Raw genomic sequence first — 19,281 nt, forward strand, 5'->3', positions numbered from 1 at the left:
CGCGGGGGCCGCCGGGGCCGCGGCGCGCCCGCGCACGCGCGTGGAGGCCCGGCGCGCCGCCCGCGCGCGCAAGGACAGCCCGGCGACCGTCGCCAGCCGCCTCGTCGGCGAGGTGTTCATCACGATCGGCGTGCTGCTGCTGTTGTTCGTGACCTACCAGCTGTGGTGGACCAACATCCGGGCCGAGTGGGAGGCCAAGGGGGCCGCCAGCCGCCTCCAGCAGCAGTGGGACGAGGACGGGGAGAACGGCGCGGCGGGCGTCTTCTCACCCGGCGAGGGATTCGCGATCCTCTACATACCCAAGCTGGACGTGAAGGCGCCGATCGCCGAGGGCATCGACAAGCACAAGGTCCTCGACCACGGCATGGTCGGCCACTACAGCGAGGGCTCCCTGAAGACCGCCATGCCGTGGGACCGCACCGGCAACTTCGCGGTGGCCGGCCACCGCAACACCCACGGCGAGCCGTTCCGCTACGTCAACCGCCTCAAGCCCGGCGACAAGATCATCGTGGAGACGCAGAACCGCTTCTACACGTACGAGATGACGAGCATCCTGCCGCAGACGTCCCCCGCCAACGTCGGCGTCATCGGGCCGGTGCCGCCCGGCTCGGGCTTCACCAAGCCCGGCCGGTACATCACCCTCACGACCTGCACGCCGGAGTTCACCAGCAAGTACCGGATGATCGTGTGGGGCCGGATGGTCGGCGAGCAGCCCCGGAGCAAGGGCAAGCCGGCCGCCCTGACCGAGTGAGACGCAAGGCCGGCCGGACCGGGACGGCGGGAGCCGGGAGCCAGAAGAACAACGAGATGGAGTACGACGCGGTGGCACGCACCGAGCACGACGAGCGGCGGGACGACACGCCCACCGCGACACCCCGGCGGCGTCACCGCCGCCGCACCGGGTCGGTGGCGGCCACGGTGGTCAGCTTTCTGGGAGAGCTGCTGATCACCGCGGGCGTGATCATGGCGCTGTTCGTCGTCTACTCCCTGTGGTGGACGAACGTCCTCGCCGACCGCGAGGCCAAGAAGCAGAGCGACCAGGTCCGCCGCGAGTGGGCCAGCACCGCACCGGGCCACCTCGACACCGGTACCGGCATCGGCTTCCTGCACGTACCGGCCTTCCACGAGGGCTCGATCCTGGTCCGAAAGGGCACGTCGAACAGCGTGCTCAACGACGGCGTGGCGGGCTTCTACACCAAGCCGGTCAAGTCCGCGATGCCCTGGGACAGGACGGGCAACTTCACGCTCGCCGCGCACCGGGACGGGCACGGCGCGAAGTTCCACAACATCCACAAGCTGGACAAGGGCGACCCGATCGTCATGGAGACCCGCGACACCTGGTACGTCTACCGGGTGTACGCGACGCTGCCGGAGACGTCCAAGCTCAACGTCAAGGCGATCGCCCAGGTGCCGAAGGAGTCGGGCAAGACCCGCCCGGGCCGCTACATCACGCTGACGACGTGCACGCCGGTGTACACCTCGCGGCACCGGTACATCGTGTGGGGCGAGCTGGTGCGCACGCAGAAGGTCGACGCGGACCGTACGCCGCCGAAGGAGCTGGACTAGCGCTGGGCGGTCGGCGTGGTTTCACGTGAAACCACGGGTTTCACGTGAAACCACGCCGACCGCACCGACCGACGACTGAGCCCGGGGCCGCAGCCCCGGGCTCAGTCGTCGGTCGGTGGTTCAGTGCGGCCGTGGGCCCCGTGCGTCAGTTGCCGAACGGGAAGCCGTCGCCCCCGCCTCCGCCGTCTCCGTCGTCGCCCCCGTTGCCGTTGCCGCTGCTCCCGCCGAAGGTGGTCAGCGTGACGGCCGTGCCCCGGGCCACCTGGCTGCCCTGCTGCGGCTGACTGATCACGACGCGCGCGTTGTCGTCCTGCGGGCCGTTGATGGTGCCGACGGTCAGGCCCGCGTCCTGGAGCGCCTTCTTGGCGTCCTTCAGGGTCTGGCCGGTCAGGGTCGGCACGGTGACCATCGTCGGCGCCTTGGAGACCGTCAGGGTGACCGTCGAACCCGGCGCGACCTGGGTGCCCGCCTCCGGGGACTGGGCGGTGACGGTGCCGGGGTCGACGTCGGCGGTCTCGGTCTCCTGGGTGACGACGGTCAGGCCCAGGTCCTCCAGCTGCTTCTTGGCGTCGGCGAGGGTCTGGTTGGTGACCGGCGGCAGGGAGATCTTCGTCTGCGGCACGGCGACGGTCAGCGTGATGTCGGAGCCCTTGGCGGCCTTCGTGCCGCCCTGCGGGTCCTGCCGCATGACCTTGTTCGCGGTCTGGTCGGACTCCTCGGTCTTCTTCAGGACGTGGAAGCCCTTGGCCTCCAGGGTGGACCTGGCCTCGTCGTACTGGATGTTCAGCACGTCCGGCACGGTGATCCGCTCGGCGGGCTTCGCGCCCTTCGACAGCACGACCTGGACCGCGCCGTGCCGCTTGACCTGGGCGTCCGCGCCGCTGGGGGTCTGCGAGCAGATGGTGTTCTTCGGCTGGTCGCAGAAGTCGGGGGTGCCCTCCTCGACCACGAAGTCGCCGTTGTCGGCGAGCCGCTTGGCCTCGTCGAGCGTCTTGCCGACGAGGTTGGGCACGTCGACCATGTCGTCGTTGGCGCCGCCGCCGAACACCGATTTGCCGATGAAGATCGCGCCGACCAGCACCAGTATCCCGGCCACCACCAGCAGCACCGTCGACGTCCGGCGCTTGCGGTCGCCGTTGCCGCGCCGCCGGTCGGGCCGCTCGTCGTAGCCGCCGTAGCCCCCGTATCCGGCGCCGTCGTCGTCGCGCGCCTGGGGCAGCACGGAGGTCGCGCCGCCGGGCTCCTGGGACCGCAGCAGGGTCGTGGGCTGGTCGTCGGCGCCGCCGTAGCCGACCGAGCCGAGGGCGGCGGTGGCGGCGACCGGCTGGCCGTCGAGGGCCGCCTCGATGTCGGCGCGCATCTCGTCGGCCGACTGGTAGCGGTAGTCGGGGTCCTTCACCAGGGCGCGCAGCACGATCGCGTCCATCTCGGGCGTGAGCTCGGGGTCGTGCGCGCTGGGCGGCTGCGCCTCCTCCCGTACGTGCTGGTAGGCCACGGCGACGGGCGAGTCGCCGATGAACGGCGGGCGGCCGGTCAGCAGCTCGTACAGCAGGCAGCCGGTGGAGTACAGGTCGCTGCGGGCGTCGACGGCCTCGCCCTTGGCCTGCTCGGGGGAGAGGTACTGCGCGGTGCCGATGACGGCCGAGGTCTGCGTCATGGTCATGCCCGACTCGCCGAGGGCCCGGGCGATGCCGAAGTCCATGACCTTGACCTGGCCGGTGCGGGTGAGCATGACGTTCGCGGGCTTGATGTCGCGGTGAACGATGTTGTTCCGGTGCGAGTACTCCAGCGCCTGGAGAATCCCGACGGTCATCTCCAGGGTGCGCTCGGGCAGCAGTTTCCGGCCGGTGTGCAGCAGCTCGCGCAGGGTGGAGCCGTCGACGTACTCCATCACGATGTACGGAATGGACACGCCGTCGACGTAGTCCTCGCCGGTGTCGTAGACCGCGACGATCGCCGGGTGGTTCAGCGAGGCGGCCGACTGCGCCTCGCGGCGGAACCGGGCCTGGAAGGACGGGTCGCGGGCGAGGTCCACCCGGAGCGTCTTCACGGCGACGGTACGGCCGAGGCGGGTGTCGTGCGCGAGGTAGACCTCCGCCATGCCGCCGCGGCCGAGCACCGAGCCCAGTTCGTACCGGCCGCCGAGGCGACGCGGCTCTTCCATAGCTACTCCAGCCCTCTTCCGTCGTTCCCGCGTTCCCGCACCGCGCGCACCGCACCGGCCGCGCCACCCGCCCTGCCGGCCGCGCTCCCGCTCCCGCACCCGCTTCGAGCACCGCTCCCGGCGCCCGCCCGGGGGCCTGGCGCGTGGTGCTCGCGCATACCGTACCCGGCATGGCGCGCCGACCTCGGGTGTGGCCTGCGCCTCACCGCCCGCCGCCACTGTGACGTGCGGAGTTGACGGTCAAGTGTGGCCTGAGTCACGTTTTTACAGTTCTTTACGGACCGGTGGGCCCACGCGGCCCGGCGGTCCCCTATGTCCCCGAGGGACCCGGCTGACCCGGAATGTCACTTCTCGCTGTCGAGCACCGCCTTCATCACACTGCGCGCGATGGGCGCGGCCAGGCGGCCGCCGGAGACCTCGGTGGCCCCGGAGCTCTCCACCACCACGGCGACCGCGACCGGGGAGCCGTCGTCGCCCTTGGCGTAGGAGATGAACCAGGCGTAGGGCGTGCCGGTGTTGCCGACGCCGTGCTCCGCGGTGCCCGTCTTGCCGCCCACCGTGACCCCGGGGATGCGGGCGTTGCGGCCCGTGCCGTCCGTGACCACGGTCTCCATCATGGCCTGGAGCTTGCGCGCGGTGTCGGCGGACATCGGCTGGCTCATCTGGCGCGGGCTGTGCTGCTCCACGACGCTCAGGTTCGGGGCGCGCAGCTTGTCGACCATGTACGGCTCCATGAGCTTGCCGTTGTTGGCGACGGCGGCGGCGACCATGGCCATCTGGAGCGGGGTGGCGCGGTTGCTGCCCTGGCCGATGCTGTCCAGCGCGTTCTGCGGCTGGTTGTCCTTGGGGTAGACGCTGGCCACGGCCCGGACCGGGGTGAAGACCTCCTGGTTGAAACCGAACTTCTCGGCCTGCTCGCGCATCTTCTCGTTGCCGAGGTCGTCGCCGAGCTTGCCGAAGACGGTGTTGCAGGAGACCCGCAGGGCGTTGCGCAGGCTCGCGTTCTTGCAGGGCAGGTTGCCCTCGTTGTGCAGGTAGCGGGTGGACAGCGGCAGCTTCCACGGCAGCGGCGAGTCGGTGGGCGCGTCGATGTCGGAGTACTTGCCGTCCTCCAGCGCGGCCGCGGCGGTGACGACCTTGAAGGTGGAGCCGGGCGGGTAGGTCTGGCGCAGCGCCCGGTTGAGCATCGGGTCGTCGGGGTTGTTCTTCTTGTCCAGCGCCTTCCAGGCCGCCGCGTCCTGCTTGCCGCTGCCCGCGATGGTCGACGGGTCGTAGCTGGGCGTGCTGGCCAGGGCGAGTATCTTGCCGGTGCGCGGGTCGAGCGCGGCGACGGCGCCCTTCTTGTTGCCCAGGCCCCGGAACGCGGCCTGCTGCGCCTTCGCGTTCAGCGTGGTGATCACGTCGCCGCCCTTCTTCTCCTTCCCGGTGATCATGTCGATCGTCCGGTTGAAGAACAGGCGGTCGTCGTCGCCGGTGAGGATGCCGTCGTCGATGCTCTCCAGCTGGGTGGCGCCGTACACCTGGGAGGCGTAGCCGGTGACCGGCGCCCACATGGCGCCGTTCTGGTAGGTGCGCTTGTACGCGAAGTCGGTGCTGTTGGTCTCCACCGAGCCGGTGATCGCCCGGCCGTCCACGATGATGTTGCCGCGCGGCTGGCTGTAGCGGGCGATGAGCACCCGCCGGTTGTGCTTGTTGGTCTTCAGCTCGTCGGCCTGGACGAACTGGATCCAGTTGTCCCGCACCAGCAGCGCGAGCACCAGCAGCCCGCAGAAGATCGCGATGCGGCGCACAGGCTTGTTCACGGGCGCACCACCTGGGTCATCTCGGCGTCAGTGGAGGGGGCGGGGGCCGGCGCCGGACGGCGCGCGGTGTCGCTGATCTTGATCAGGATGGCGACGAGCGCCCAGTTGGCGATCACCGACGAGCCGCCGGACGCCAGGAACGGCATGGTCATGCCGGTCAGCGGGATCAGCCCCATGACACCGCCCGCCACCACGAACACCTGGATGCCGAAGGCCGCCGACAGGCCGATGGCCAGCAGCTTGCCGAACGGGTCGCGGGCGGCCAGGGCGGTGCGCACGCCGCGCTCCACGATCAGCCCGTACAGCAGCAGGACGGCCATGGTGCCCGCCAGCCCCAGCTCCTCGCCGACCGTGGCCAGGATGAAGTCGGAGTTGGCGGCGAAGCCGATCAGGTCGGAGTCGCCCTGGCCGAGCCCGGTGCCCAGGATGCCGCCGGAGCCGAAGGCCATCAGCGCCTGCGCGACCTGGTCGGAGGTGCCGTTGTCGAACGCGGCGAACGGGTCCAGCCAGGCGTCCACCCGGGACTGCACGTGCGGCTCGAAGGACGCCACGGTCACCGCGCCGACGGCGGCCATCAGCAGGCCGAACACGATCCAGCTGGTGCGCTCGGTGGCCACGTACAGCATGACCACGAACATGCCGAAGAACAGCAGCGAGGTGCCCAGGTCGGTCTCGAAGACCAGGATGAGGATGCTCATCCCCCACACCACGATGATCGGCCCGAGGTCGCGGCCGCGCGGCAGGTACAGGCCCATGAACCGGCGGCTGGCCAGCGCCAGCGCGTCCCGCTTGACCATCAGGTAGCCGGAGAAGAACACCGCGATGATGATCTTGGCGAACTCGGCGGGCTGGATCGAGAAGCCGGCCACGTTGATCCAGATGCGGGCGCCGTACACGGCCGGGAAGAACACCGGCAGGATCAGCAGCACCAGCGCCGCGGCCATCGAGATGTACGTGTAGCGCTGGAGCCTGCGGTGGTCCTTCAGCAGCAGCAGGACGGCGACGAACAGCGCGATGCCCATCGCCGAGTACAGCAGCTGCTTGGGCGCGGAGGCCTGGAACACCTGGTCGCGCGCCTGAGCTATCCGGGCCAGCCGCGGCGACTGGTCCAGCCGCCAGATCAGCACCAGGCCCAGGCCGTTAAGCAGGCTGGCGATCGGCAGCAGCAGCGGGTCGGCGTACGGCGCGAACTTGCGCACCACCAGGTGGCCCGCGCCGGCCAGCAGGCCGAGCCCGAGGCCGTACTTCAGCAGGCCGGAGGGCAGCTCGTCGCTGAGCGCGAGCCCGGCGTTGGCGTACGCGAAGACCGGGATGACCACGGCGAAGAACAGCATGGCCAGCTCGGTGTTGCGCCGGCTCGGCGGCCCCGCGGTGCTGATGGTCGTGGTGTTGCCGGCCGGGGTGCCGGTGGGGGTGCTCATGCGCGGACCGCTCCCCGGGGCGTCACGGCTGCGTGGTGTTGCACTGCGGGACCACCTCCCGCTCCGCGGCCGTCAGGCTCGGGCCGGGGTCGGGAGTCGGGCTGGCGGACGGGGAGGAGGAGGGGCCGCCGGCCCCGCCGGAGGGCGGCGCCGTGGTCGCGCCGGGGGAGGGCTGGCCGGTGGGGCCCGGGGCGCGCCGCAGCTCGGTGGCGAGCGACAGGTCCAGCCCGCCGCCGGTCCACGCGGCGGCCACGGCGGCGCCCGGCAGGCTCCCGGCCGCGCCGGTGCCGTACGCCGCGTCGGACGCGCCGCCCGCCTGGCCCCCGGTGGGGTTGGCGACCTGGCCGCCCGGCCGGCCGCCGCCGGGGCGCTGCTGGTTGTTCTCGGCCTTCTCCCGCTCGGCGGCGGCCTGGCGCTGCTGGTCGACCTTCTTGCACGCGCTCGCCAGGACCGCCAGGTCCTCGGTCTTCTGCCGGGCCTGGCCGATGCCGTTGACGGTGATGGTGTCCTCGACGCGGCCGCGCTGGTCCACGGGCAGGTACCTGAGGGCGATCTCGCGGTGGTCCTCGTGCACCTTGTTGAGCTTGATCCAGGCGAGGTCCTGGCTGATGCCCTGGTAGATCGCGACGTGGTCGCCGTTGGCCCCGACGTAGTACTGCCGCTGCGTCCAGCGGTAGCCCCCGTACAGGCCGCCCGCGACCACCGCCAGGCCCAGCGCGATGAGCGCCGACCGCTTCACCCACCGGCCGCGCCCGGCCTTCTTGCCGTACCCGCCGTCCGCGTCCGCGTACGTGCTGAACGCCCCGTGCCCGTCGCCCAGCGACGGGTCGCCGCTGCCGGGCGGCCCGAAGGCGCCCGGCGCGTCGCCCTGCGGCGGCACGGACCGGCCGCGGCCCAGCTCGGCGGCCCGGCCCGCGGGCGTCTGCGCGGCCGGGCCGTCGCCCAGCGGCGCCTGGTTCTCGGCGACCGCGCCCACGATGACGGGCGTGTCGTTGAGCTGACCGGCGAGGGTGTCGCTGTCGTCCACGTCGAGCACGTCGGCGACAATGCACGTGATGTTGTCCGGGCCGCCGCCGCGCAGCGCGAGCTGGATCAGCTCCTGCACGGTCTCGTGCGGGCCCTGGTAGCTGGCGAGGGTGTCCTCCAGCGTCTGGTGGCTGACGACGCCGGACAGCCCGTCGGAGCAGATCAGGTACCGGTCGCCGGCCCGCACCTCGCGGATCGACAGGTCCGGCTCCACGCGGTCGCCGCTGCCCAGCGCGCGCATCAGCAGGGAGCGCTGCGGGTGGGCGTTGGCCTCCTCCTCGGTGATCCGCCCCTCGTCCACCAGGCGCTGCACCCACGTGTGGTCCTGGGTGATCTGGGTGAGCTGGCCGTCCCGCAGCAGGTACGCGCGCGAGTCGCCCACGTGCACCAGGCCCAGCCGCTGCCCGGTCCACAGCAGCGCGGTCAGGGTGGTGCCCATGCCCTCCAGCTGCGGGTCGTCCTCGACCATGACGCGCAGCTGGTCGTTGGCCCGCTGCACGGCCGTACCCAGCGACGTCAGGATGTCCGAGCCGGGAATGTCGTCGTCGAGCTGCACCAGGGTGGAGATCACCTCGGAGCTGGCCACCTCGCCGGCCGCCTGGCCGCCCATGCCGTCGGCGATGGCCAGCAGGCGGGGCCCGGCGTAACCGGAGTCCTCGTTGCCCTCCCGGATCATGCCCTTGTGCGATCCGGCGGCGAAACGCAGCGACAGACTCATGCGCACCTCGCCCGTCGGCTCCGGGTACAGCCCCTTGCCAACCACGCTGCCCACCCTCCGGTCGTCATGGTCGTACTACTTCCGCAGCTCGATGACGGTCTTGCCGATACGGATCGGCGCGCCCAGCGGAATCGGTGTCGGTGCGGTCAGGCGGGTCCGGTCCAGGTACGTACCGTTGGTAGACCCGAGGTCCTCGACGATCCACTGGCCGTCACGGTCCGGGTAGATCCTGGCATGCCGACTGGAGGCGTAGTCGTCGTCCAGCACGATCGTCGAGTCGTGGGCCCGTCCGAGGGTGATGGTCTGCCCCTGGAGGGCGACGGTCGTGCCGGCCAGCGTGCCCTCGGAGACCACCAGCTTGGTCGGCCCGCCGCGCCGCCCGCGCGTGCCGCTCCGCGCGGGCTGCTGCCGCTGCTGCGGGGGCGCGGCGGGCCGCTGCGGCCGGTCGGGCGCGGCCCGGCGGCCCGCCGCGACGCGCTGCGTCACCCGGGTGCCGAACAGGTCACTGCGGATGACCTGCACCGCGACGATGACGAACAGCCACAGTACGGCGAGGAAACCCAACCGCATGACCGTGAGGGTCAGCTCTGACATTGCCCCCGCTTCACCCTTCGGCTTGCCGGTACACGATGGTGGTGCTGCCCACGACGACACGCGAGCCGTCGCGGAGCGTAGCGCGGGTGGTGTGCTGCCCGTCCACCACGATGCCGTTGGTCGAGCCCAGATCCTGGATGGTCGAGGGCGTGCCCACCCGGATCTCGCAGTGCCGGCGGGAGACGCCGGGGTCGTCGATCCGCACGTCGGTGTCCGTACTGCGGCCCAGTACGAGCGTGGGCCGGGAGATCTGGTGCCGGGTGCCGTTGATCTCGATCCAGCGCCGCACCTGCCCGTATCCGCGCCCCGGCCCGCCCGGCCCGCGCGGCGGCACCGGACGCCCTCCGGGCGGCGGCCCCGGCGGCATCGGCGGCGCTCCCGCGGGCGCACCGGCCGGCGGCGGCCCGCCGAACTCCCCGGGCCTGCGTCCCTGCGGCGGCCGCCCGCCGTACGGGCCCTGCGGCGGCTGGGGGCCGTGCGGTCCCTGGGGGCCATGCGTCTGGGGTGCCTGGGGCTGCCCCGGCGCGGCCTGCTGCGAATGGCTGGAGGCCAGGGTCCGGCTGCGCACCCGGTACAGCCCGGTGTCCAGGTCGTCCGCCTTCTCCAGGTGTACCTGGATGGACCCCATGAAGGTGTAGCGCTGCTGCTTGGCGTAGTCGCGCACCATGCCCGCCAGCTCGTCGCCGAGCTGCCCGGAGTACGGACTCAGCCGCTCGTAGTCCGGCGCGCTCAGCTCGACGATGAAGTCGTTGGGGACGACGGTCCGGTCGCGGTTCCAGATGCTGGCGTTGTTGTCGCACTCGCGCTGGAGCGCGCCCGCGATCTCGACGGGCTGCACCTCGGACTTGAACACCTTGGCGAAGGTGCCGTTCACGAGGCCTTCGAGTCGCTGCTCGAAGCGCTTCAGTACCCCCACCGGGCACCTCCTTCCTCAGCCGTGCTCAGTGTCGTCCTCATAGTGCTTACTGATCGTATCCACGCGTAGGGAAATCGAGTGGTTCCACTTCCCGGACCTTCCTGGACCTCGCGGAGCGATGTCCTCGCTCACAGGGATCGTAGAGGGGCCCTCCTGACAGTGTCCCGCAACCGGGACGGACTCAACGACGCTCGGGGGCGGGAGGTAACGGTGTGAAGCAGCACCCGGGCGCGTGCTAACCTTCTGCATGTCGGAAGGCGGCGCACCACGAGACGCGCGGGACCGGACGGCGACACCCAATGCGCGGGTGGCGGAATAGGCAGACGCGCTGGATTCAGGTTCCAGTGCCCGCAAGGGCGTGGGGGTTCAACTCCCCCCTCGCGCACTCTCAGAGACCCCTGTTGATCAGGGGTTTCTCTGTTTTTCCGGGGCTTTGCCGGGCTCTGTGGCTTCGCTGGTCCCTGCTCGGCCTTGCTCGTCCTTGCCGGGCCTGATGGGCGGTCTCGGCGGCTCATCGCGGTGCGGGGGTACGCGCGCGGCGGGCGGCGTACGCGGCGGTGCCGGCCGCCACCACCCCGGCCCCGGTCAGCACCGAGACCGCCGGGAGCGTGAAGGCCAGCAGCAGGCACCCGGTGAGGCCGACGGCCGGGAGGGCGCGGGGCAGGCGCTCGCCGGGGGCGCGCTCGGGGTGCAGGGTCCAGGCGGAGGCGTTGGCGAGCGCGTAGTAGAAGAGCACCCCGAAGGACGAGAAGCCGATCGCGCCCCGCAGGTCGGCCGTCGCGGCGAGGACGGCCACCACGGCGCCGACGGCCAGTTCGGCGCGCCAGGGGGTGGCGTGGCGGGGGTGCACGGCGGTCAGGGCGCGGGGCAGGTGGCGGTCGCGGGCCATGGCGAGGGCGGTGCGCGAGACGCCCAGGGTCAGCGCGAGCAGCGAGCCGAGCGCGGCCACGGCGGCGGCGGCGCGGACGGCGGGGGCCAGCGCGGGCGCGTCCGCCGCCCGTACCGCGTCCGCGAGCGGCGCCCCGGCCCCGGCGAGCCCGGGCGCGCCGAGGACGGCGAGCGCGGCGGCGGCCACGGCCGCGTACACGACGAGGGTGACGCCCAGCGCGAGCGGGATCGCGCGGGGGATCGTACGGGCCGGGTCGCGCACCTCCTCGCCGAGCGTGGCGACACGCGCGTACCCGGCGAAGGCGAAGAACAGCAGCCCGGCCGCCTGGAGCAGGCCGTCCGCCGTCGCGTCCCCGCCCGGGCGCAGGCGGGCGGCGTCGGCCGGGTCGGCGGTGGCGCAGGCGGCCACGACGGCGGCCAGGACGAGCAGGACGGCCGCCACGATCACCCGGGTCAGCCACGCGGCCTTCCGCACGCCCAGCGCGCTGAGCACGGTGAGCGCGACCACGGCGGCGACGGCGACGGGCCGCTCGTGGCCCGGCCAGGCGTACGCGCCGACGGTGAGCGCCATCGCCCCGCACGAGGCGGTCTTGCCGACGACGAAGCACCAGCCCGCCAGGTAGCCCCAGAACGCGCCCAGGCGCTCGCGCGCGTAGACGTACGTGCCGCCGGAGGCCGGGTAGCGGGCGGCGAGGCGGGCGGAGGCGGTGGCGTTGCAGTAGGCGACGGCGGCGGCCAGGGCCAGGGCGGGCAGCAGGGCGGAACCCGCGGCGCGGGCGGCGGGGGCGAAGGCGGCGAAGATCCCGGCGCCGATCATCGAACCGAGGCCGATGGTCACGGCGTCGGTGACGCCGAGGCGGCGGGCGAGGCGGGGGGCGGCGGGGTCGCCCGCGGCGGCTGCGGGGGCCGGGTCCGGGCCGGTGGCCGGGGTGGGTCCGTCGGCTGCGGGGCCGGGGGCCGACGGGTCGGTGGCCGTCGGGTCGGGGCCGTCGGCGTCGGATGCGGGCTTGGTCATGCGGGCGGCCTCCCCCGTGCGTACGTCGCGCGTGTCCGCGCGCGTACGAGCGTACGGTGCTCGCCGCGTGCGCGGGAGCGCGGACGCATGGGGGAGGCTTCGCCGCCGGGGGCGGGCCCGGGTCCCGGGGCGGCGGGACCTCTGGTCCGGTGTGGCTGGTGGCCGGGTGGGGCCGGGCGTGGCCGGTCTGGGCGTGGGCCGGTCTGGGCGTGGGCCGGGCTTGGGCGTGGGCCGGGCTTGGGCGTGGCCGGGTGGCTCAGGCGGGCAGGCGGGTGGCGAGGTCCTTGCCGCGCGCGGCCGCGTCCTCGTGGGCCTTGGCGCGCGAGGCGTCGGCCTGCTCGATCAGGTCGGCCATGGCCGGGTTCTGCCGGGCGCCGGTCAGCTCGGGGACGATGAAGTGCACGTCCAGACCGAGGAACTCGACCAGCGCCTTCTGCAGGTACGTCGTCACAAACTCGAAGCTCTCGCGCGGCGTACCCGGCCCGTAGCCCCCGGCCCGGCTGGCGATGACGGTCGTCGGCGTGCCGGCGGCGGACGGCTTCTCGCCGACCGTACGGCCCATGATGATCACGTGGTCCAGCCACGCCTTGAGGGTGGAGGGGATCGTGAAGTTGTACATCGGGGCCGCGATCAGCACCGCGTCGGCCCGCTCCAGCTCCCCGGCCAGTTCGTCGCGCAGCGCGTAGGCGGCCTGCTGCTCGGGCGTGCGCTGGTCGGGGCCGACGAACCCGGCGCCGGCGGCCAGCCCGTCCAGGTGCGGCACAGGGGCGGCGGCCAGGTCGCGGTAGATGACCGTCCCGTTCGGGTGCTGGGCCTCCCACTCCCTGCGGAAGGACGCGGCGACGCTGCGGGAGACGGAGGCGTCGCCGGGAAAGACGGACGAGTCGAGGTGCAGCAGGGTGGGCATCGGACAGCCTTTCGGATGGGTTCGGAAGTTCCGTGTGTACCTAGTAATAGCATAGGTGCTTACTTTTATGCAGCACCCTACGGGATCGCAGTACCCTGGTTCGCATGGCGGACCACGGCGGACGCGGCCACGGGCCGTGCAAGAAGGTCGACGACGGCATGACCCGCGTCTTCGAGCTGCTCGGAAAGCGGTGGACCGGGCTGATCGTGGCCGTGCTGCTGGAGCAGGACGCCTACTTCGCCGAGCTGCGGCGAGCCATCCCGGGTATCAGCGAACGCATGCTGTCCGACCGGCTCACCGAGCTGGCCGGGGCCGGTCTGGTCCTGCGGGAGGTGGACGCCGGGCCGCCGCTGCGCGTGGCCTACCGGCTGACGGACGCGGGCCGCGCGCTGGAGCCCGCCCTCAAGGAACTCTCCCGGTGGGCCGAGCGGTACCTGCCGGACGGCGGCCAGTGCCCGGAGAGCCTGCGGAGCTGAGCCCGTCGCCTCGCGTCAGCGGCGGGCGTCGGCGGCGAGTCGCCTGAACGGGTGACCCGTACGGTACGCGGGCGGGCCCCAAGCGTGCCCGCGGACCGGACGCCGTACGGAAAGACCTGGTCGTACGGGGGCCGAGCGGTCGCGCGGGCCTCGGCCGGACCGATCGCCGCGGCGGGCGGCGGGTCCGGAGTCTGGTGGGATGCGGCCATGCCCCGACCCCCGCGACCGGCCACGGCCACGGCCCCGTCTCCGGCCTCTTCTTCGTCTCCGTCTTCGTCTCCGCACGACTGTCCCAAGTGCAGGACGCCGCACAGCATCGCCATCCTGTGGACCGAGGACGGGAAGGGCTTTCCGTACCCCTGCGCGAGCTGCCGGTGGTCCTACAAGCGCGGACAGATCGCCGCCGGGCTGCTGGCCGATGTGGCTCCCTGCGCGACGCCGGGGTGTGACGGGTCGGTGGAGTCGCTGTTCGTCTACGCGCCGGGGGAGCGGGTGAGCTGTCGGCGGGGGGCGTGCGGCAAGTGCGCCGGGACGGCGACGACCCCGCCCCCGGACCCCAGAAGCCTCCTCACGCCCTGACCCGGCTCCTGGTCCCGGGGGCGGTTCGGCGGCGAGCGCGCCCTGATCCACACGACACGGCCTAGGCTGACGGGGTGACCAATCCGGAGGCTGACGAGGCCGTCCAGCGCCTGGAGCAGGCGGTGCGGGCGGCGGAGCAGGCGCTCATCGAGTTCGAGATCGCGGTCGAGACGTTCCGCGTCGAGGTGGAGAACTTCTCCCGGCTGCACCACCAGCGGCTCGGGCCGGTGTACGCGCGGCTCGACGAGTTGGACGCGCTGATCGCCGAGGCGGTCGCGGCCCGTACCGGCGATCCGGAGGACATCCGCAGGGCACGGGAGGCGCGCGGGTCCGTGCTGCCGATGCCGGACGTGGACGAGCTGTTCCACGGCTGGTCCGGTGCGGGTTCCCGTGCCTCGGGCGGCGGGGATTCCGGTGCCGGACCGGCCTCCGGCGAACGGCCGCCGCCGGAGCGGGTGCGGCCGACCGAGGAGGCGCGCCGGCTCTACCGCGAGCTGGCCCGCAAGGCGCACCCGGACCTGGCGCGGGACGAGGCCGACCGGGAGCGGCGCGGCGACTTCATCGTGCGGGTCAACGCGGCCTACGCGGCCGGGGACGAGGACGGGCTGCGGGCGCTGGCCGACGAGTGGGCGGCGGGCCCCGTGCCGCCCGAGCTGCGGCCGAGCCGGGCCGAGGAGCTGTACGCCCGGCTGGAGTGGCTGGCCCAGCGCAAGGAGATGCTGGCGGACTGGGCGGCGGAGCTGGAGTCCGGCGCCATCGGCTCGATGATCAAGCTGGCCCCGGACGACCCGGACAGGTTGCTCGACGAGATCGCCGAACAGCTCCTCGCCCAGGTCGCCGAGAAGGAGACCCGGCTGGCGAGCCTGGGGCGGCAGGTGCAGTAGGTTGCGTTGCACGGAGTGCTCCGGGCCGGACGCCCTGCTGTCGCGACCGTACGGATGGCCGTGACCGCGCCGGTGCGGGTGAGACGGCTCGGGGACGTGGCCGAGGGCGGCTGGAGGCGGCCCCCGGCTCCTCACTGGTCGGGTTCCCCGACTCGGCTCGCCCCGGCTCAGCTCCCCCCGGACCGGACCGGCTCGCACGGTGTGCCGACAGACGAACCGATAGCCGATCGGTCGCGTCGCGAGCGGCCGCGACCGGGCCGCGGTTTTCGGCTGTGGTCCCCGGCCGTGGTCGGGAACGGGCCGCGGCCGGAAGTGGGATCGGCGGCCGGGAGAGCACTGCCGGTCCGCGGCAGGTGACGTGAGAGGTGACCCAATGAACTTTCGCCAGCTTCCGCAGGTGGACGCGGTGGCGGTACCGGCCGACGCCTTCCTGCTGGACGTACGGGAGGACGACGAGTGGGCGGCCGGGCACGCCGAGGGGGCGTTGCACATCCCGATCGGCCAGGTCGTAGCGCGCTTCGGTGAGCTGACCGAAGCGGTGGGCGACGACCGGACGGTGCACGTGGTGTGCCGGGTCGGCGGGCGGTCCGCGCAGGTGACCCAGTACCTGATCGCACAGGGCCTGGACGCCGTCAACGTGGATGGCGGCATGCTCGCCTGGGAAGCGGCAGGCCGCCCCCTGGTGCACGGACCGGGCACCCGGTCGGACGCCCCGTACGTCCTCTGACGCGTACGTCCTCTGACGCGTACGTCCTCTGACGCGTACGCCCTCTGACGCGTACGCCCTCTGACCCGTACGCCCTCTGACCCGTACGCCCTCTGACGCCGCCGGGCGACCGCGTCCTGCCACCGCGCCTGGTCGGCTGCGGTCGACCCCGCGCCTCGCCGGCCGCGGCCGCACGGTGAGGGCGGCGGCCGCACGGTGAGGGCCGCAGCGCGCGGTGCGGCGGTCGGCCGTTTTCCGGGCTGCCCGCCACCCGGCTGTCGTCGCCCGGCCGCCGGGGTGCCAGGCGGGCGCCGGGCGGGGGCCCAGGCAGGGCGCCAGGCGGGGACACCGGCCCCGTGTCACCGGTCGAAGTCCAGCTCCACCTCCTCGCTCACCGGGTGGGACTGGCAGGCCAGCACGTAACCCGCCGCCACCTCGTCCGGCTCCAACGCGTGGTTGCGCTCCATCCGCACCCGGCCCGAGACCAGGAATGCCCGGCAGGTGCCGCACACCCCGCCCTTGCAGGCGTACGGTGCGTCCGCCCGCCCGCGCAGCACCGCGTCCAGCAGCGGCTCCCCGTCCCGCACGGGCCAGCTGCCCGCCCGGCCGTCGAGCGTGGCCGTCACCACGGCCCTGTCCGGCGGTGCGGTGTCGCCTGGCCGCGCGCCACCGGGCCCTGCGGGCCCTGCGGGCCCTGCGGGCTTTGTGGGCTCTGTGAGCTTTGTGGGCTCTGTGGGCCCGGCTCGCGCACCAGGCCGCGCCCGCCGCCCCGGCTCTGTTGACCCGCCCGGCACCAAGGCCCCGCCTGAACCTGAGGATCCTCCGGGACCGGGGAACCCACCTGGTTCCGGCCCGCCCGTTCCAGGAGGCTGCTTCTCCTCCGCGTGGAAAATCTCCTGGTGCACGCGGCTGCGGTCGACCCCGAGGCTGCTCAGGGCCTGCTGGGCGCTCCGGACGAGTCCGTGGGGCCCGCACAGGAACCAGCCGTCCACCGACCGCACCGGCACCAGGGCGGGCAGCAGCCAGGTCAGCCGTCCCGCGTCCAGCCGTCCCGACGGCGGCCCGGTCCGCCGCTCCTCCCGGGACAGCACGGTCACCAGCTGGAACCGGTCAGGCCAGCGGTCCTTCAGGTCGACGACCTCCTGAAGGAACATGGCCGAGGCGGCGGTGCGATCCGCACGCACCAGGCAGAAGCGGGCGCCGGGCTCGCGCCGCAGCAGCGTCGACGCGATGGACAGCACAGGGGTGATCCCGCTTCCGCCGACGACGGCGGCGAAGTGACCGGGACGCGGGTCGAGCACGAACCGCCCCGTCGGGGCCATCGCCTCCAGCACGTCGCCCGGGGCCAGCTCCCCCAGCGCGTACCCGGAGAAGGCCCCGCCCTCGACCAGCCGCACCCCGATCCGCAGGGAGCGCGGCCCGTCCGGGTCCACGGCCGGAGTGCAGATCGAGTACGTCCGGCGGGTCTCCGAGCCGCGCGCGGGACCGTCCCGGGGTCGGCGAACCGCTATGTGCTGCCCGGGCAGGAAGCGGAACACGGTCCGCAGCGCGGGCGGCACGGCCAGGGTGATGCCCACGGCGTCCTCCGTGATCCGGTCGACCGCCGTCACCCGCAGCGGATGGAACGCGCCGTGTCGGGAGCGGGCCCGCGGAGCCGCCCCGTGTGCCCCGGCTGCCACCCCTGTCCCGGCAGCCACCCCCGCCCCGGCAGCCACCCCCGCCCCGGCAGCCTCACGGCCCCGGCCCGTGTCATGGCCCTGGGATGCCTCAGGGGCACGGGTCGCGTCACTGTCCCGGGCCGCGCCAGGGCCGCGGGCCGTCGCCGACCGGGTCGCCGCGCCCTGCCGCGCCGCGGGGCCGCCGCGGGCTGCCACCCTCTTCCGCGCCATCACACCTCCTTCATGTGGTCGAACGGCTCTCCGCAGGTCACACAGCGGCGCAGGGCCGTGCACGCCGTGGACGAGAACCGGCTCAGCAGCGTGGTCCCGGTCGACCCGCAGCGCGGGCAGCGCACCGCCAGCTCGACCGGAACCGGCCCCTCGGCGGCCCTCTGGCCTCCCGGCTCCCGCCCGGCGGCGACCGGCCGCCGCGCGGTCCGGTGGGCCGCCGCACCGGGTCTGGGCGGGGCTATGCCCGCCTCGGCGAGCTTGCGGCGGCCCTCGGGGGTGATCGCGTCCGTCGTCCACGGCGGCGCGAGGACGGTGCGCACCGCCACCTCGGGTATGCCGCGCTCGCCCAGCACCCGCCGGATGTCGGCTGCCATCGTCTCGACCGCCGGGCAGCCGGTGTAGGTGGGGGTCAGCTCGACCTCGGCCCGGCCCGGCCCGCGCAGCCGCAGGTCCCGCAGCACTCCCAGCTCGGCGAGGGTCAGCACGGGCAGCTCGGGGTCGGGCACCGAGCCCGCCAGCTCGCGCAACTCGGCCTCCAGCGCCGTCGCCCCCGCGGCACCGCCCGGGCCGCCAGGCGCCGCCGCGCGTCCCGGGACCGCCGGGCCTCCGCTCACCGTCTCACCTCCGCTCACCATCGCGCCCCCGGGTGGCTGCGGTGCAGGTGCTGCATCTCGGCGAGTGTCCGGACGAACGCCTCGGTGTGCACGCCCTGCCGCCCGCCCCCCGCCGCTCCCGCCACGCGGCGCGGCCCCTCGGGCACGGCCAGGGTGGCGCGGAGCAGGGTGTCGGTCACCCGCTCCCGCCAGGTGCCGTCCAGCGCGGACCAGTCGGCCTCGCATCCCTCGACCGGCTTGAACAGCTCGCCGGTGAACCGCCACAGCGCCTCCAGGCCTCGCCGCATCCGCTCCCGGCTGCCGGCGGTGCCGTCGCCGAGCCGCAGGGTCCAGTGCTCGGCGTGGTCCCGGTGGTAGGCGGCCTCGTTGACGGCCTTGCCGGCGAGCGGGGCCAGCGCGGTGCGGCCGCGCGCCAGCTGCTCGTACAGCAGCTCCTGGTAGGTGGAGAAGTACAGCTGGCGGGCGATGGTGTGGGCGAAGTCCCCGTTCGGCCGCTCGACGAGCTGTACGTTGCGGAAGGCGTGCGCGTCGCGGAGGTAGGCCAGCTCGTCCTCGTCCCCGGCGAGCGAGAGCAGGAAGCGGGCCTGCCCGAGCAGGTCGAGCGCGATGTTGGCGAGCGCGACCTCCTCCTCCAGCGCGGGGGCGTGGCCCGCCCACTCCCCCAGCCGGTGGGAGAGCACCAGCGCGTCGTCGCCCAGGGCCAGTGCCGCCGTCGTCACAGGTGGGGCACCTCCTCGGGGATGTCGTAGAACGTCGGGTGCCGGTAGGGCTTGTCGGCGGACGGCGCGAAGAAGGGGTCCTTCTCGTCCGGCGACGAGGCGGTGACCGCCGTCGACGGCACCACCCAGATCGACTCGCCTTCCGTGCGGCGCGTGAACAGGTCGCGGGCGCTGCGCAGGGCCATCGCGGCGTCCGGGGCGTGCAGGCTGCCGGCGTGCGTGTGGGCCAGGCCGCGCCGACCGCGCACGAACACCTCCCACAGCGGCCACGGGGCGTCCCCGGACGCGCCGCCGTCCGCGGGGCCCGCGCGCGCGGCCGGGTCCGGGCCGGGCGCGGCCGGGTGGTCCGGGAGGGTCCGGCCGTCCGAGGTCCGGCCCGGCCGGCGGTCCGGGTCCG

17 protein-coding genes and 1 tRNA gene are annotated in these 19,281 nt (G+C 73.6%); 6 read left to right on the top strand and 12 right to left on the bottom strand.

Translation table 11 applies throughout. The annotated features are described in order from the left end of the window. Both RKE29_RS16715 and RKE29_RS16720 read left to right on the top strand, forming a co-directional pair. Window positions 1–751 (top strand): class E sortase (locus RKE29_RS16715; RefSeq protein WP_312006202.1); only part of this gene is annotated, 751 nt, incomplete at its 5' end. A 56-nt stretch (window positions 752–807) separates the two neighbouring features. Next, complete coding sequence (locus tag RKE29_RS16720) at window positions 808–1,566, top strand: class E sortase (RefSeq protein WP_312006215.1); 759 nt, start codon at window positions 808–810, stop codon at window positions 1,564–1,566. A 145-nt stretch (window positions 1,567–1,711) separates the two neighbouring features. Here RKE29_RS16720 and pknB read toward each other — a convergent pair whose 3' ends face one another. The 6 genes from pknB to RKE29_RS16750 form a co-directional block, all read right to left on the bottom strand. Next, a complete protein-coding gene (pknB, locus tag RKE29_RS16725; RefSeq protein ID WP_312006203.1) occupies window positions 1,712–3,730 on the bottom strand; it encodes a Stk1 family PASTA domain-containing Ser/Thr kinase in 2,019 nt (672 codons plus the stop codon). Between the two features lie 344 nt (window positions 3,731–4,074). After that, window positions 4,075–5,532 (bottom strand): penicillin-binding transpeptidase domain-containing protein, encoded by a 1,458-nt coding sequence (locus RKE29_RS16730; protein WP_312006204.1) that lies wholly within the window; start codon window positions 5,530–5,532, stop codon window positions 4,075–4,077. Continuing rightward, complete coding sequence (locus tag RKE29_RS16735) at window positions 5,529–6,953, bottom strand: FtsW/RodA/SpoVE family cell cycle protein (protein WP_312006205.1); 1,425 nt, start codon at window positions 6,951–6,953, stop codon at window positions 5,529–5,531. The genes RKE29_RS16730 and RKE29_RS16735 overlap by 4 nt, the downstream gene beginning before the upstream one ends. Before the next feature lie 22 nt (window positions 6,954–6,975). Then, window positions 6,976–8,697, bottom strand: coding sequence for a protein phosphatase 2C domain-containing protein (locus RKE29_RS16740; protein ID WP_312006216.1), 1,722 nt, complete (start codon window positions 8,695–8,697; stop codon window positions 6,976–6,978). A gap of 75 nt (window positions 8,698–8,772) precedes the next feature. Then, complete coding sequence (locus RKE29_RS16745) at window positions 8,773–9,291, bottom strand: FHA domain-containing protein (protein WP_312006206.1); 519 nt, start codon at window positions 9,289–9,291, stop codon at window positions 8,773–8,775. 10 nt (window positions 9,292–9,301) lie between these two features. After that, window positions 9,302–10,207, bottom strand: a complete 906-nt coding sequence (locus RKE29_RS16750) for a DUF3662 and FHA domain-containing protein (RefSeq protein WP_312006207.1) — start codon at window positions 10,205–10,207, stop codon at window positions 9,302–9,304. A 301-nt stretch (window positions 10,208–10,508) separates the two neighbouring features. On the opposite strand from RKE29_RS16750, the gene RKE29_RS16755 reads away from it, so the two are divergent. Then, window positions 10,509–10,592, top strand: a tRNA-Leu gene (locus RKE29_RS16755). 126 nt (window positions 10,593–10,718) lie between these two features. Here the strand turns inward: RKE29_RS16755 and RKE29_RS16760 are convergent. Further along, complete coding sequence (locus RKE29_RS16760; protein ID WP_312006208.1) at window positions 10,719–12,110, bottom strand: APC family permease; 1,392 nt, start codon at window positions 12,108–12,110, stop codon at window positions 10,719–10,721. A gap of 256 nt (window positions 12,111–12,366) precedes the next feature. Then, window positions 12,367–13,017, bottom strand: coding sequence for an NAD(P)H-dependent oxidoreductase (locus RKE29_RS16765; protein ID WP_312006209.1), 651 nt, complete (start codon window positions 13,015–13,017; stop codon window positions 12,367–12,369). A gap of 104 nt (window positions 13,018–13,121) precedes the next feature. Between RKE29_RS16765 and RKE29_RS16770 the strand changes: the two genes are divergently transcribed. The 3 genes from RKE29_RS16770 to RKE29_RS16780 all read left to right on the top strand — a co-directional run bounded on the left by RKE29_RS16770 (window position 13,122) and on the right by RKE29_RS16780 (window position 15,683). After that, entirely contained in the window at window positions 13,122–13,493 is a 372-nt protein-coding gene (locus RKE29_RS16770) for a helix-turn-helix domain-containing protein (protein ID WP_312006210.1), read from the top strand. Between the two features lie 653 nt (window positions 13,494–14,146). Continuing rightward, on the top strand, window positions 14,147–14,956 hold the full coding sequence (locus RKE29_RS16775) for a hypothetical protein (RefSeq protein WP_312006211.1): 810 nt from the start codon (window positions 14,147–14,149) through the stop codon (window positions 14,954–14,956). A 373-nt stretch (window positions 14,957–15,329) separates the two neighbouring features. Then, entirely contained in the window at window positions 15,330–15,683 is a 354-nt protein-coding gene (locus RKE29_RS16780; protein ID WP_312006212.1) for a rhodanese-like domain-containing protein, read from the top strand. A gap of 338 nt (window positions 15,684–16,021) precedes the next feature. On the opposite strand, the gene RKE29_RS16785 is transcribed toward RKE29_RS16780, so the two are convergent. The 4 genes from RKE29_RS16785 to paaB all read right to left on the bottom strand — a co-directional run bounded on the left by RKE29_RS16785 (window position 16,022) and on the right by paaB (window position 19,147). Then, window positions 16,022–17,272, bottom strand: coding sequence for a 2Fe-2S iron-sulfur cluster-binding protein (locus RKE29_RS16785; protein ID WP_312006213.1), 1,251 nt, complete (start codon window positions 17,270–17,272; stop codon window positions 16,022–16,024). A gap of 278 nt (window positions 17,273–17,550) precedes the next feature. Then, window positions 17,551–18,090: a 1,2-phenylacetyl-CoA epoxidase subunit PaaD gene (paaD, locus tag RKE29_RS16790; RefSeq protein ID WP_312006217.1), complete on the bottom strand. Its 540-nt coding sequence runs from the start codon at window positions 18,088–18,090 to the stop codon at window positions 17,551–17,553. An 89-nt stretch (window positions 18,091–18,179) separates the two neighbouring features. Then, on the bottom strand, window positions 18,180–18,884 hold the full coding sequence (paaC, locus tag RKE29_RS16795; protein WP_312006214.1) for a 1,2-phenylacetyl-CoA epoxidase subunit PaaC: 705 nt from the start codon (window positions 18,882–18,884) through the stop codon (window positions 18,180–18,182). Next, window positions 18,881–19,147, bottom strand: a complete 267-nt coding sequence (gene paaB / locus RKE29_RS16800) for a 1,2-phenylacetyl-CoA epoxidase subunit PaaB (protein WP_312006218.1) — start codon at window positions 19,145–19,147, stop codon at window positions 18,881–18,883. The genes paaC and paaB overlap by 4 nt, the downstream gene beginning before the upstream one ends. Window positions 19,148–19,281 lie beyond the last annotated feature (134 nt).

The organism is Streptomyces sp. B1866 (assembly GCF_031932565.1).
Taxonomy (GTDB): Bacteria; Actinomycetota; Actinomycetes; order Streptomycetales; family Streptomycetaceae; genus Streptomyces.

What these genes read in the sequence shown, in the direction of transcription:
- RKE29_RS16720 (WP_312006215.1), top strand. Translation starts at nt 808, where the DNA reads ATGGAGTACGACGCGGTGGCACGCACCGAGCACGACGAGCGGCGGGAC.
- RKE29_RS16760 (WP_312006208.1), bottom strand. Translation starts at nt 12,110, where the DNA reads ATGACCAAGCCCGCATCCGACGCCGACGGCCCCGACCCGACGGCCACC.
- RKE29_RS16780 (WP_312006212.1), top strand. Translation starts at nt 15,330, where the DNA reads ATGAACTTTCGCCAGCTTCCGCAGGTGGACGCGGTGGCGGTACCGGCC.
- pknB (WP_312006203.1), bottom strand. Translation starts at nt 3,730, where the DNA reads ATGGAAGAGCCGCGTCGCCTCGGCGGCCGGTACGAACTGGGCTCGGTG.
- RKE29_RS16770 (WP_312006210.1), top strand. Translation starts at nt 13,122, where the DNA reads ATGGCGGACCACGGCGGACGCGGCCACGGGCCGTGCAAGAAGGTCGAC.
- RKE29_RS16735 (WP_312006205.1), bottom strand. Translation starts at nt 6,953, where the DNA reads ATGAGCACCCCCACCGGCACCCCGGCCGGCAACACCACGACCATCAGC.
- RKE29_RS16745 (WP_312006206.1), bottom strand. Translation starts at nt 9,291, where the DNA reads ATGTCAGAGCTGACCCTCACGGTCATGCGGTTGGGTTTCCTCGCCGTA.
- RKE29_RS16740 (WP_312006216.1), bottom strand. Translation starts at nt 8,697, where the DNA reads ATGAGTCTGTCGCTGCGTTTCGCCGCCGGATCGCACAAGGGCATGATC.
- RKE29_RS16765 (WP_312006209.1), bottom strand. Translation starts at nt 13,017, where the DNA reads ATGCCCACCCTGCTGCACCTCGACTCGTCCGTCTTTCCCGGCGACGCC.